Source organism: Nocardia sp. NPDC049526 (assembly GCF_044465765.1).
Taxonomy (GTDB): domain Bacteria; phylum Actinomycetota; class Actinomycetes; order Mycobacteriales; family Mycobacteriaceae; genus Nocardia.
This window is the reverse complement of record NZ_JBITMA010000010.1, coordinates 265516-278361: the sequence shown is the minus strand read 5'-3', so window position 1 is coordinate 278361 and position 12846 is coordinate 265516. Positions and strand designations below refer to the sequence as shown.

At 65.4% G+C, this 12846-nt stretch carries 13 protein-coding genes; 6 read left to right on the top strand and 7 right to left on the bottom strand.

The window, feature by feature from the left end:
- Positions 1-36: 36 nt before the first annotated feature.
- The 3 genes from ACIBW7_RS30245 to ACIBW7_RS30235 are packed head-to-tail and all read right to left on the bottom strand — an operon-like array spanning position 37 to position 3493.
- A complete protein-coding gene (locus ACIBW7_RS30245) occupies positions 37-1560 on the bottom strand; it encodes a class I adenylate-forming enzyme family protein (protein WP_397052182.1) in 1524 nt (507 codons plus the stop codon).
- An 11-nt stretch (positions 1561-1571) separates the two neighbouring features.
- Positions 1572-2531, bottom strand: a complete 960-nt coding sequence (locus ACIBW7_RS30240; RefSeq protein WP_397052180.1) for an alpha/beta hydrolase — start codon at positions 2529-2531, stop codon at positions 1572-1574.
- Complete coding sequence (locus tag ACIBW7_RS30235; RefSeq protein WP_397052178.1) at positions 2528-3493, bottom strand: enoyl-CoA hydratase/isomerase family protein; 966 nt, start codon at positions 3491-3493, stop codon at positions 2528-2530. The genes ACIBW7_RS30240 and ACIBW7_RS30235 overlap by 4 nt, the downstream gene beginning before the upstream one ends.
- Positions 3494-3654: 161 nt before the next feature.
- Here ACIBW7_RS30235 and ACIBW7_RS30230 point away from each other — a divergent pair, with 161 nt between their 5' ends.
- A complete protein-coding gene (locus ACIBW7_RS30230) occupies positions 3655-4344 on the top strand; it encodes a TetR/AcrR family transcriptional regulator (RefSeq protein ID WP_397052176.1) in 690 nt (229 codons plus the stop codon).
- On the opposite strand, the gene ACIBW7_RS30225 is transcribed toward ACIBW7_RS30230, so the two are convergent.
- The 4 genes from ACIBW7_RS30225 to ACIBW7_RS30210 all read right to left on the bottom strand — a co-directional run bounded on the left by ACIBW7_RS30225 (position 4331) and on the right by ACIBW7_RS30210 (position 7679).
- Positions 4331-4954: a hypothetical protein gene (locus ACIBW7_RS30225; RefSeq protein WP_397052174.1), complete on the bottom strand. Its 624-nt coding sequence runs from the start codon at positions 4952-4954 to the stop codon at positions 4331-4333. The two genes, ACIBW7_RS30230 and ACIBW7_RS30225, sit on opposite strands and share 14 nt — an antisense overlap.
- Before the next feature lie 14 nt (positions 4955-4968).
- A complete protein-coding gene (locus ACIBW7_RS30220; protein WP_387285143.1) occupies positions 4969-5904 on the bottom strand; it encodes an NADP-dependent oxidoreductase in 936 nt (311 codons plus the stop codon).
- 75 nt (positions 5905-5979) lie between these two features.
- Positions 5980-6882 (bottom strand): SDR family oxidoreductase, encoded by a 903-nt coding sequence (locus tag ACIBW7_RS30215; protein WP_397052172.1) that lies wholly within the window; start codon positions 6880-6882, stop codon positions 5980-5982.
- A gap of 98 nt (positions 6883-6980) precedes the next feature.
- Positions 6981-7679 carry a TetR/AcrR family transcriptional regulator gene (locus tag ACIBW7_RS30210; RefSeq protein WP_397052170.1) on the bottom strand — a complete coding sequence of 233 codons (699 nt, stop codon included), beginning with the start codon at positions 7677-7679 and terminating at the stop codon, positions 6981-6983.
- A 236-nt stretch (positions 7680-7915) separates the two neighbouring features.
- Here ACIBW7_RS30210 and ACIBW7_RS30205 point away from each other — a divergent pair, with 236 nt between their 5' ends.
- Genes ACIBW7_RS30205 through ACIBW7_RS30185 form a run of 5 tightly spaced genes read left to right on the top strand, consistent with a single transcriptional unit; the run spans position 7916 to position 12690 of the window.
- Complete coding sequence (locus ACIBW7_RS30205) at positions 7916-8890, top strand: enoyl-CoA hydratase/isomerase family protein (RefSeq protein WP_397052168.1); 975 nt, start codon at positions 7916-7918, stop codon at positions 8888-8890.
- A gap of 5 nt (positions 8891-8895) precedes the next feature.
- Positions 8896-9834: an alpha/beta hydrolase gene (locus tag ACIBW7_RS30200; protein ID WP_397052166.1), complete on the top strand. Its 939-nt coding sequence runs from the start codon at positions 8896-8898 to the stop codon at positions 9832-9834.
- A 3-nt stretch (positions 9835-9837) separates the two neighbouring features.
- Positions 9838-10404: a hypothetical protein gene (locus ACIBW7_RS30195; RefSeq protein ID WP_397052164.1), complete on the top strand. Its 567-nt coding sequence runs from the start codon at positions 9838-9840 to the stop codon at positions 10402-10404.
- A 1-nt stretch (position 10405) separates the two neighbouring features.
- Positions 10406-11986 (top strand): hypothetical protein, encoded by a 1581-nt coding sequence (locus tag ACIBW7_RS30190; RefSeq protein WP_397052162.1) that lies wholly within the window; start codon positions 10406-10408, stop codon positions 11984-11986.
- 26 nt (positions 11987-12012) lie between these two features.
- On the top strand, positions 12013-12690 hold the full coding sequence (locus ACIBW7_RS30185) for a DUF169 domain-containing protein (protein ID WP_397052160.1): 678 nt from the start codon (positions 12013-12015) through the stop codon (positions 12688-12690).
- Positions 12691-12846: the final 156 nt, after the last annotated feature.

The following is a 12846-nucleotide window of genomic DNA, read 5'->3' as shown; positions in this document are numbered from 1 at the left end:
GGGTCATCGTCGAAGTAGCCCGTGAGAACGAGGCCGTCACGCCCCGGCTGTGGCGTGGGCTGTCCGTAGCGAGACTTTGTCGATCTTGCCGACCGCGTTCTTCGGGATGGCGTCCACCACGACGAACGTGGTCGGACGCTTGTAGGGCGTCAGTCGCTCGGCGCACAGTGCTTTCAACGCGGCGGGATCGATCGTCGAGTCCGGTCGTGGCTGCACGTAGGCGACGACGATCTCTCCCCATTTTTCGTCGGGTACGCCGATCACGGCGGCCTCGAGGACCGACGAGTCGCCGACCAGGACGTCCTCGATCTCCTTGGGGTAGATGTTCTCGCCACCGCGGATGATCATGTCTTTCGATCGCCCGACCAGTGTCAGATAACCGTCCGCGTCGACATGGCCGACGTCACCGGTATGCAACCAGCCGTCGACAATGACACGGGCGGTTTCGTCCGGACGGCCGAGGTAACCCCGCATGACGTTGGGACCTCGGACCACCAGCTCACCGTCCATGCCCGGCGCCACCTCGGTGCCGGAGTCGTCGACGATGCGAATCTCCTGCCCTGGGAAGGGAATTCCCACGGTCCCGGCTCGGCGAGGGCCCGCGAGCGGGTTGATGGTGGTGCCGCATGTGCCTTCGGACAGGCCGTAGCCTTCGATGAGGGGGAACCCGTACCGAGCCTCGAACCGGGTCAGCAACTCGGCAGAAGCCGGTGCCGCGCCGCAGATTCCGAAACGCAACGACGATGTGTCCGGCCGGACACTGTCCGGAAGCGCGGCGAGAATGCTGTAGATCGTCGGCACGCCGCTGAAGAAGGTCGGACGCTCGGATTCGACGAGGTCGAAGAAGGTTCGGGGATCGAACCGGCCCGCGATGACGACACTCGCACCGGCGAGCAGCGGCGTGAGGATGCTGACCACGATCCCGTTGACGTGGAACAGCGGCAGGATCAGCAGGCACCGGTCGGTCGGTCCGACGCTCAGTGACTCGACGCCCATAGCCGCCATGGCGTCGATATTGCCGTGGTCGAGCATTACGCCCTTCGGAACGCCCGTCGTGCCGCTCGTGTAGATGAGCAGAGCCAGCGCGGACGAGTCGACCTGCGGCTGTTGAATCCACTCCACCGCGGTTTGATACAGCAGGTCCAACGCGGACGAATGCTCTGATGCGAGACCCGAGCTGGCGGCGCCGGTGTACAGATCGCCCACGGTGAGCGTGGTGATGCCGCCCGCCGGTGTGATGTCGTCCTCGACCACGAGCAGGCGGGCGCCCGAGTCGTCGAGCTGCCGAACCACCTCGTTGTCGGTCAGGCTCGGATTGACGGGTGTGATGGTGGCGCCCAGCCGCCAGGCCCCGAACAACAGCAGTACGAACTCGATTCGGTTCTTCAACTGGAGAGCCACGACATCGCCGGGGCCGATCCCGAGCGATCGAAGGTGCTCAGATGCGGCTCGGACGCGGTCCAGCAGCTCGGCATTGGTGAGCGACTGCGAGCCGTCGGAGAGCGCGGGCCCATGCGGATCCAGTTCGGCGCGGCGGTCGGGCAGTGAAGCAAAATTCATCGCGAGCGTACCTACCTTGATGTGGCGCGATCCGGTGCCGGAATCGAAATGACGGGTGCCGAGGCGAGGTGGCGGGTAAGGAACTCGATCTGATCCGTGACCAACGCCTCGAAAGCATCGCAGAGGTAGAAGTCGAAGTGTCCGGCGTCGTAGGTCTTGATCTCCCCCCGGGGCGCGGTGCGCGCGTATCGGAGGGTCTGCGCGGGCGGGGTGACGGTGTCGGTGTTGCTGACGCAGAACAGGATTGGGATGGTGATGTCTTTCGCCGCCCGCCCGGGCCGGTATGCGGCGATGGTCGGAATGACCCGCGCCGCCGCCTCGTTCACGAATGTCGTCCCTGGGGGAATCAGTGCCTCGTAGCCGGGAAGTGCGTCGGGGGCGTTCATCAGAGCGAGCGAACCGGGGGACGCGGCGAGGGGGATTGTCACTGGCGGGCGGCCGAGGGCCATAGCGGTCAGGTCCCGGGCCAGTACCGGAGCGAGCTTGAGTGACGCGATCGGGCCCAGGGCGAGCGCGGAGGCCAAACCGTCGGTGAACGGGCACTGGGCCACGGCCGCGCGCAGTTCGGGGTGGCGCGAAGCGACGGTGATGGCGTGGCCACCACCGAAGGAGCTGCCCCACACCGCAATTCGTGCGCCGTCGACGTCACGACGGGCCCGCACATAGTCGATGGCGGCATCCCAGTCTTCCAACTGCTTCTTGATCGACAGCAGCTGCCGAGGTTGGCCGCCGCTGTCGCCGAAGTGCCGATAGGTGAAGGCCAAGCAGGCGATCCCGGCCTTGGCGAAACGTTCAGCGAAGGCATCCAGGCGCATTTCGCGGGTCGCGCCGAGACCGTGCCCGAGGACGACGACCGGTGGCGAGGTGACACCGGTGGGGAGGTAGAGCCACGCCGAGCAGGTGCTGGTGCCGGAGGAGAAATAGACGTCTTGACGGGTGAAGGGCTTCTTGGCGGCCATAGCTGGTGTCATCGTCCGTTCGTCGAGCGATGCCCGGGCACCGTGCCCAGTTCGAGCGCTTGCTTGTAGATGTCGGGGTTGTAGAGGGGGAGTTCACCGTTGGATTCGGTGCTCTCCATGTAGTCGAGCATCAGTTGCTGCCCTTCTTTCGACAGCGCGGTGGCGAGGAATTCGGTGCGCTCGACGTGCAGGCCGTCCGTCAACGACATCGACCCGCCGAAATACACCGCCCGCTTGATGGCCTCGACCGATCCCTTCGTCCGAGAGCCGAAATGTTCTGCGAGTTCGACCGCCCGCGTGACGACTTCGTCCTGCGGGACCACGGCGTCGACGGCCCCGTTGGCGAGAGCCTGCGCGGGCGTGAACGGCTTACCTTCGAGAATCGCGACCAAGGACTTGTGGGTGCCGATCAGGCGAGTCAGCCGCTGGCTGCCACCACCGCCCGGCATGATGCCGAGGAGGACCTCCGGTTGGCCGATGAAGAAATCACCGTCGGCCATTACTCGCAGATCGTTCGCCCAGGCGAACTCCGCGCCGAGGCCGAGGGCCGAACCGTTGAGAGCGGCGATGAAGATGACGCCGCTGCGGTTCATCCGCAGGAATGTCGTGTGCAGGCGCTCGAGCTCGACCGCGGGCCCCATCGGGGTGCGGTTCACCAGGGGACCCAGGCGGGCCCGGTCGACATTCTTGGCGGTACGTGCGAGGACGGAGGCGCCGAGTCGGTTGACCGGGGGCACCGCGGCGCCGCCCTCCTGCAGCCAGCGGACATCGGCATGGCTGACGAACCGTTCGGGATGTGCCCCGGTGAAGACGACCGCGTGCACGCTCGGGTCGCGGTCGGCCCGGTCCACCAACGCTTCTAGTTGGTTGGAGATCTCGAGGCCGAACAACCCGTGCGGCCCGCCGTCGACGCGCGCGATCAAAACGGAGCCGCGATCCTCGATATCGAGGTGCCCCTTGCTGTGATGTCTCATCGACTCTGCCTCCGTGGTGAGTTGATCGGGATCGGCGAGCGGATGCCTGGCCACGCTGCCAATAACGAAGTTACACGACTACTATAACGAAGTTACAGGATGTGTGGCAAGAGCCATACGACCGGGCTCGGGGCCCGGGTGGTGTGGAGTCAGGTGGAAATATGAGGAATGTGTCAGAGGATTCGACGATCGAAAGCGTGCCGGACCGCCTCGTCAAAGCGACGATCGGTCTGCTGGCCGAGCAGGGGCCCTCGGCCATCAAAGCCCGCGCGGTGGCGTCGGCGACCGGGCTCTCGACGATGGTGGTCTACAGTCACTTCGGCGGGATCCCGGAGCTCGTCCGAGCCGTCGTCGATCGAGGATTCAAGGAACTCGACAGGGCGTTTTCCCAAATGCCGGTGACGGCGGATCCGATCGCAGATCTCTTCACGATGGCGTTGACATGTCGACAGGTCGCCCGCGAGAACCCGCACCTCTATGACCTGATGTTCGGTCTGTCCACGCGCGCGACATACCGGCCGATGGGGGATTCCGATATTCGTTTCAGCGGGCGGTCTCCTGCCTTCCGAAACGCCTACGCGCACATAGTCGAAGCGTGCCAACGGCTTGTGGACTCGGGCCGGGTCGAGCAGCAGGAACCCGGGGTGGTCGCCGCTCAGTTGTGGAGTTATGTGCACGGCTATATCACCCTCGAATTGGCCGAGCACTTCGCCGACTTCAGCGACGCGGTTGTGCAGGTGATGCTGCCGATGGGTGTCAACTTTTCGGTCGGCCTCGGAGACGAGCGGGGTCGGGCTCAGGTCTCGCACGACGCGGCCTTGCGCTTCTACGAGTCGATCAATCCTCGGTAACTCCGTCGGTGGGACTGCCCTCGGTGAGCAGGACCCTCGCCGCGGCCTCGATCGCGTAAGCCCGTAGCCGGGCGGCGATGGCATCCGCGCCGCCGGCGGCTCGCAACGCCATCTCGGGATCGGTGATGGTCTGCACCGTCACCGGTACTGTCAGGCCGAGCCGCGCGCTCTCGACGACTACCGCCGCTTCGAACGCAGCGGTGTAATGCTGATATCGCTGGAGTGTCTTCGAGAGCGGACCGTCGGATTCTCCAATTCCGTTGTTGCCGAAAATATCCCAGATATCGAGTGGTACGACGACGGGCTCCGATCGACCCGGCGCGAGCCATTCGGGGGTGGCCGATTCGCCACCGGCGAGGCTATGGATGCAGGCTGCCTCGTTGCTGTTCGATCGTCCCGCGACGAGCCGCGCGACGCTGCCGACGTTGGCGGCCACGGTTTCCAGAACACTGGCCAGGAATTCGCCGAAGTCGATCGGTTCGCCGCCGGGCTCGTGCCGCACCGCCTCGGTCAGAGCGCTTACTGCGGCGGCATGCAGCTCGGCCCAGCGATCTCTGATCGGAGTCGCGATTGCTGATGGCGGGGTTGTCGGACAGTTCGGGTCGGTCATTTCCAGTGCAAGCGTCAGGCCAGGGTGAGTACGGTCTTGCCGGGTCCGCTCTTGGTGGCGTGGGCGGCAGCGGCCTGCTCGAGGGGAAAGGTCGCGGCGACAGCGGGGATGAGTTCGCCGGTGGCGGCGAACTCGGCCAGGGCGGTCATGCCGAGCCGGTCGGCCTCGACGAATAGCCCGGCCACCCGGATGCCGCGCGCGGCCGCATCCTTTTCCAGCGCAGCGACCGTGGGAGGCAAAGTCGAAACCAGGATGCCGCCGGGTTTGAGAACTTCCAAGGCCTTGGCGGGGTAGTCGCCGCCGATGACCTCGAGGACGGCGTCGACTTCCTTGACGGCTTGGGTGAAATCGGTCGTGGTGTAGTCGATCACCTCGTCGGCGCCCACTACGGCGACGAAGTCGGCGTCCTGTGCCGAAGCCAATGCGATGACATGTGCGCCACGGGTTTTCGCGATCTGCACTGCGAGATGTCCGACACCGCCGGCCGCACCGTTGATCAATACGCGACTGTCTTGGTCGATGCGAGCCGTATCAACGAGGGCCTGCCAAGCGGTGAGACCAGCCAAGGGGAGGGCGGCGGCTTGGATGTGATCGAGACGCTGCGGTTTCGGGACGAGCACGCGGGCCGGAGCGACGGCGTACTCGGCGTAGGCGCCGTGGCCGTGCGGGAATGGCAGCATGCCGAACACCTCGTCGCCGGGCTGATGCACGGTCACACCCGGGCCCACTGCCACCACGTGGCCCGAGATATCCCAACCGAGCACGAACGGCAGCTCGCTGACGAACAGGCCGCTCTGGCGAGCCAACGCGTCGACCGGGTTGACGCCGGCGGCGTGTACTCGGACGACGACCTCGCCGATGCCAGGCGCCGGGATCGGCAGGGTGACGCGCTGGAGCACGTCGGGTCCGCCGAGCTCGTGCTGGCTGATGGCCTGCATCGTGTCGTTCATGTCTGTCTCCTGATGGTCACGCGAGTCGTGCCGGATCGTGTCGTCGCCGAACCGACGCATCGGCCGGGTGTGCCGTCATTTGGTTTGTCGGACTTCGGTAGTGGGCTTGTTGTCGATTCCCGGCGTGAGCTGGTCGTGTCGTCCCAGTGCCTCGACCTCACGCTCCAAGTTCGGAACCAGTTCGGCGGCGAAGCGCCTGGCCCAACGCCAGGTCAGGGGTGAGTTCACGGCACCCTTCGCCCAGTTGGCCACGCCGACCGCGCGCGGTACGTACACGCGGGCGCGACGGCGCGCGAGTCCGTCGACGATCGCGCCGGCCGCCTCGTCGACGCTCGTGGTGACATTGCCCGGATAGGGCAGCTTTTTGCGTATGCCCTGGAACGAGGGCAGGTCCGCGTCGGCGCCTCGGACAAGGTCTGTGTCGATCCATGAGGGGTGGACCACGCCGACCGTGACACCGAGGTGCGCCACCTCTTGGCGGTAGGCCAGGGTGAGCATTTCGACTCCGGCTTTGCTCGCACCGTAGGAGGCCAATCCGGCCAGGGGCATGAACGACAGCGCGGACGCGATGACCAGTACGTGACCTCGGGTGCGCTCTAGATGCGGCGTTGTGTGCTTGAGGGTTCGAAAGACGCCGTTCAGGTTGATGTCCAGTACGCGATCGAACGATGCCTCATCCATCTGCCGCACGGTTCCGTAGGCCGCCACCCCAGCGTTGGCGACAAGGAAGTCGATGCCGCCCATGATTTCGGCGCAGTCATCGATCGCCGACCGCAGTGCGGTGCTGTCGCGCACGTCGGCCTCCCGCCAGCAGGCGGTGGGCCCCAGGTCGGCGGCCAGCGCGCGCAATTTGTCGGGCTCGAGTCCGATCAAGGCCACGCGTGCCCCGCGAGCGGCGGCAAGGCGTGCCACCTTTTCCCCGATGCCGCGTGCGGCTCCGGTAACTACCAGTCGTCGACCTGCCAAGCTTCGTTGCATCAGCCGAGGATAACTTCGTTATACGGGGAAGGCAAGAGTGAGTGGCGGTGATCGAGCGGCATCTTTCGATGTTGTGCCGGGGTTGTGGTCGTGCGCGCCTACGCGGGGTCGGTGCTCATCGAGCGGGCCGCCGCGGTTTCGGAGGCATTCGCCGACTCGGCGGTGTCGCCGAAACCGACCAGCAGATTCACTGTCATCGGTTGCAAGACCTGGCGCACGGGGTCCGAGAACTGGACGAAGTAATCGCCCAATTCCAGCGTGATGAATCCGTGCACGCAGCTCCAGAGTTGGGTGGCTACGACGTCGGGATCCGCGTTGCCGCGCAGGCGGCCGCTGTGCGCGAGCCGGGCGCATGCCTGAATCAGATGTGCGTAAGCGGCCTGGAATTCGTCGGATCGTCCGCTCTGGGAGTTCGAGGCTTTGGGTGGTCGATAGCTTCCGCGGGTCGAGAGTCCGAACATCAAGTCGTACAGGTGGGGATTGTCCTGTGCGAAGCCGCGGTAGGTCAACGCCATAGCGAATAGGTCCGTGACCGGATCATCGCTCGGCGGCGTTGCGACGAGCGCCCGGCCCAGGTCCCGGAATCCCTTATCGACGACGCCTTGGAGTAGCTCGGGCACTCCGCCGAGGTGGTAGTACACCGCCATCGTCGATACTTGCGCGGCCTCGGCGACCGACCGTGCCTTGATCTGCGAAGGCCCCTTCTCGGCGAGCAGTCGCGTGGCCGCCTCGATCAGCCGTTCGGCGATCTGATCGGCCGTCAATCGAGTGGCGGCTTCCTTGCTTGGCTTCGGCATCGGAGCCGCTCACCTCCAGGTTCGGACAGCTTTGGGTTGGTGAAACGAGGCTACCGAGCATTCGCCCAGTTCGACTCGGCGAGGAACGATGAGTCGGCGATCACGAGTCTTGTCCAATGTGACCTAGTGCACTATTGTCCCCATAACGAAGTTCATAACGAAGTTCCAAACTTCGTTCTCGCACCTGTCTTCGGTGTGGTTTCCCCAGATCGGATAGGTAAGGAGGAGTCGGCGCCATGTCGCAGCCACGTCCCGGGGCGCAACGCATCCAGACCGAGAAACTCGACGGCGGAGTGATCGTCGCGCGTTTCGCCAGCAATGAGTTGGGCCTGTTCGGCCGCGAGGATGCTCCCGAGCTGTTCGATCTCGTCGAGCGCGCCGACCGCGACCCCGATGTTCGCGTGGTCGTGTTCACTGGGTCGCACCCGGGGCGATTCATCAGCCATGCCGATCTGCGATGGCTGCAGGAAGACGGTTCGGTCATCCCGCCGGTCGGCCGCGGTATCACCAATGTGGTGGCGCGGATCGCCCACCAATTCGGCCGGAACAAACTCACCCGTTGGATTGCCCGGAAGACGCCGTTGACCGGCGCGGTTCAGCTGGACCTCATGCACGAGACATTGCTGCGGATGAGCACGAGCTCCACGATCTTCGTCGCGGCACTCAATGGGTCGGTGCTCGGTGTGGGCGCGGAGATCTCGTGGGCCTGTGACCTGCGATTGATGGCCGAAGGCGACTATTTCATCGGGCATCCTGAGGTGCTGCTCGGCTTCGCGCCCGGCGCCGGCGGCACCCAGCGCCTGCCTCGGCTCATCGGATCACACCGGGCGCTGGTCGCGATCTTGGAAGGCAAGCCGTTCCTGGCCGAGGAAGCGCTGGCGATCGGGGCGATCGATGAGATCGTCCCCGCCGATCGGCTCATGGGTCGCGCGATCGAACGCGGCATGCATCTCGCGGCACGGCCGACCGAGGCGATCGCCGCCATCAAGCGGTCGGTGAATGTGGGGGGATCGCTGTCGATGGCCGAGGGCCTGCACCTCGAGCGCACCGAATTCCTGGCATCGCTGCCGCAGCGGCAGGCACAGGAGATCATGCTGCGCTACCTGCGTGAGACCGCCGAGAGCGGTGAGCTGCCGCTGTATCGGCCCGGCGGCTATGACGCGGCGCTACGGCACGGCAGTGCCGCGCTCGGTACCACAACCAGGAAGTGAAAGAAATGTCTCGCAAAGCAACTCACGCATTCGGCCGCCGCACCGTGGATTTTCCCTCCGGCGACTCCTTCTGCTCGGCTTGGCTGTACCTGCCGGATATTGCCGTCGATAAGCCGGTGCCCGTGGTTGTGATGGGGCACGGTTTGGGTGCCACTCGGGAGATGGGGCTGGCGCCCTACGCCGAGCGATTCGCCGCGGCCGGGCTTGCGGTGGTGGTGTTCACCTACCGCCATCTCGGTGACAGCGGCGGCGCACCACGCCAGGTGTTGTCGATGAGCAAGCAGCTCGCCGACTGGGACGCCGCGCTCGAGTACGCGGTCAGCTTGCCGGAAGTCGATCGTGCTCGGGTCGCGGTATGGGGGAGTTCCCTCGGTGGCGGACATGCCATTTCGGTCGCCGCCCGGCATCCGGAACTTCGTGCCGCGGTCGCCCAGTGCCCATTCACCGACGGACTCGCATCGGCGGCGGGCCTGGGGCTGGGGGAGACGCTGGCGCTGTTGCGCGTTGTGGCCCGCGACCTGGTGGCGGCGGCGCGGGATGAGGAGCCGATCTGCGTTCCGGTCGCCGCGGCACCGGGTGAGATGGCCCTCATGAACGCACCCGATGCGCTGCCCGGGATGCACGCGCTGCTGCCTCCCGGCTTCCAGTGGATCAACCGTGCCGCGGCCCGCAGTGTCACGAGCCTGATCCGGTATCGGCCCGGTCGATCGGCCAAGCACATTGTCGCGCCGATCCTGATCTGCATCAGCGCAACCGATTCGGTGGCCCCGCCCAAGCAGACCGAACGCTACGCCCGCCAGGCACCGCGCGGCGATGTTCGGCTGTACGACGCAGGACATTTCGATTTCTACCTCGGGGAGGCATTCGAGCAGTTGGTGACCGAGCAAACCGCGTTCTTGGTCCGCCACCTGCAACCCGCGCCGGTCATCGGGACGGTGCGGTAACCGATGTCGAACGCGGCCATGCGCCTGCTGCTCTGGTTCCTCGGGCAGTGCATCGCCCAGGGATCCCGGTTCATGCCGTCCGTGCGGTCGCAGATAACCCGCTCGCTGACCTTCGAGATGTCCGCTGGTGACCGGGTCGCCCGGCACTGGATCTTCGATACGCAATTGCGCCGGGCGACATCACATTCCGGCCATGCCGCCGCAGCCGACTGTGTGGTGCACATCGGCTCGAGTCGGCAAGCGCTGCGCATTCTCAGTTCCCCGAGGGCGGTCGACAAGCTGGTCGAAGCAAATCACCAGGGCACAGTCGAGATTCATGGCAGTGCCTTCGTACTGCTGTGGTTCTTCGGCCTTACTCGGAAGTTCATCAAGATCGGGCGCGCGAGTGGACCCCGCCACCGGATCCCCGATGCCTACATCGCCCACGACCCCGCTGCGAGCGGGGACGAGACCATCCTCATCGAGCCTGCGGTCGTGCGCCTGGATCCCGAGTGGAAGGCCGCCTGGAAAGCCAGGTCAACGTTGTGGATGGTCCGCGGCACCACCGACGAACCTATGCCGGAGCCATGAGATGACACAGCTGGCAGCAACGCCGACGACCACGACCCCCGCAACCCATGCGATGACGACGACAACCGCCGCGGCCGGACTCAACGACCGATCGCTGGGCTGGCTGAGGTTCATGTGGGACAAGGCCACGACCGACGACGACTGGTCCGATCAGGGCGAGCCGCATCCGTGGTGGGATCGCTACAGCGAGCCGCCGATGTGCGCGTTCCCGCGCTTCGACCTCGCCGAGATGGGCTACGTACTGCCCATGATGGTGGAAGCGACTCCGGCGTGGCGGGAAGGCTATACCCGCATCCTCGACGAGCTGGCGCGCCGCTACGTCACCTTCTGGGGCGGTATCGACTGGAACACCCTTATCGGGCCCGACCCCAACGTCGACAAATATCCCCCTGAATGGTTGATGGTGGTACCCGAGCATCTGCGTGGTCGGTACGCCCTACCCGGCTGGACCGGCAACGGCGTCGAACCGTGGGGCCTCCAGCCCGACCCGGTCGGCTGCGACGGAAACCTCTTTTATCGTGGGTGGCTCAATCTCCTGCTCGGCATGCGCCACTACGTCTCGGGACAGTCGACGCAAACCACTCCATTCGAGGTTTCCGGATACCAGAACCGCAGATTCACCTGGACACACCAGCGGATGGCGAAGTTCATCTCCGACCAGATGGCGGCGCGACCCCAAGGCCCACACTGCGAGAACACCAAGATCTGGCCGTTTTGTGTGACCGCGGCCGGTCTGGGCCTCAAAATGTACGACTCGGTGCTGCACACCTCGCTCAACGAACCGTTCCTGGATTGGATCGAATTCGCCAAGAAGCACTACATGGGACGGGACCGGCAAGGTCGCATCGATTGGGTGGCGCTCTTCTACGACCCGATCGAAAACGCGACGATGACCTTCCCCGGCCCGGTGAACGGCTACAGCGCGCTGACCCTTGTGCACTACATCTATCCGCAGGATCCCGAACTCGGGATCGAACTGTACGAATCGGCGATGCGCCAGCTGGGCTGGAACAACCCCAAAGTGCCGGTCGTCCAGTTGGCTGATGACCCGCAGATGCTGTCCATCGCCCTGTGGATGGCGCGCGAAATGGGTGACACCATCACCTGGGAACGCCTGCGCGCGGTGTCCGAAAGTCAGTTCGAGCCAAGGTATTTCGGCCAAGACGACAGCCGCTTCGCGTTCTGGTGCGGGCTGGGCGAACAATGGCCGCGCGGCCAGATCAACGCCACCATGATGATGATCGAATGCGCGGAACCCGGCGCCTGGTCCCGGGTTTTCAACTCCCTGAACACCACCATGTACGACGAGCCGACCGTCTGCGGCCTCGACTACCCACTCATCGGTATCCGACGCACCCACAATGACATTCGGCGCCGAGTGATCGAGATCGACACCTTCGCCGCGACCCCGTCGCGACGGGGAGCACCGACTTCGTTCACCGTCGACAACCTGCCGTACGACGCGGCGATCTCGCTGGAGGTAGACGACCGCCCCAGCGACACCTGGCGCCGATCACAACTCGGTGCGGTGGCCATCGACCTCGACATCGATACCCACCGGGTCCGCCTCACCTACGCATGACAAATTCTTCCCGAAAGGCCCTGATCATGAGCACCTACACCGTTATGGCCCGCCGTTTGTCCGAACTTCTCGGCCTCACCGAAACATCTGTCGCGATAACCTTCGACGCCGCCGCGGATGCGCCCGCTCCGGTCCCGGCGCAACCGGCCGGATGCTGTTTCTGGACACCGGCGCAGCGGCAACGTCTCGATACTGTCGCCGCCGATCACGCCCATTGCAGCGTCGGCAGCTACACCCATGGGCTGATCCCGCTCGAACAGGCCGCCGCCGGCGCGGACACCGCGGCCCTGGTGGGCAGCGGCTGGGTCGGCGAGGCCGACCTGATGGCCGCCGCGGCGTTGCCGTTCCGTCCGTCCTCGATCACCTATCAACCGCTGGCCGAGGCGGAAAACCCGGACGTGGTCCTGGTCAAACTGTCGCCGACGGCGTTGATGACCCTGCTCGGTGCCGTCCCCGATCTCACCTTGGCCCGCAAGCCGCAGTGTGTGATCGTCCCACTCGCCCAGGCCGGGCAGGTCGCGGTGAGCCCCGGCTGCGCGGTGAGCCGGACCCGAACCAACCTCCCCGAGGATGAGCTGACCTGCGCGCTTCCGGCGGTCGAGCTGGCATCGATTATCGAACGGCTGGAGGCCTCGACCGCCGCGGACCGTGCCGTCAGCGAGTTCGCGGCCGCCGATATGGCGAGCAACTTCAGCCCGGCGTGAGCGCCGGTCATCCCGGCAGTGATTTTCGAAGACGATGGGTTGCTGCCGCGCCTGCGGTGCGAACGATTGTTCGTTGGGACGTGACCGCCGAGATGTCAGCAGGTCGGGTTGATCATCGAGTTGCGCTCGTGCTCGGACGGCACCGAGACACTCGAC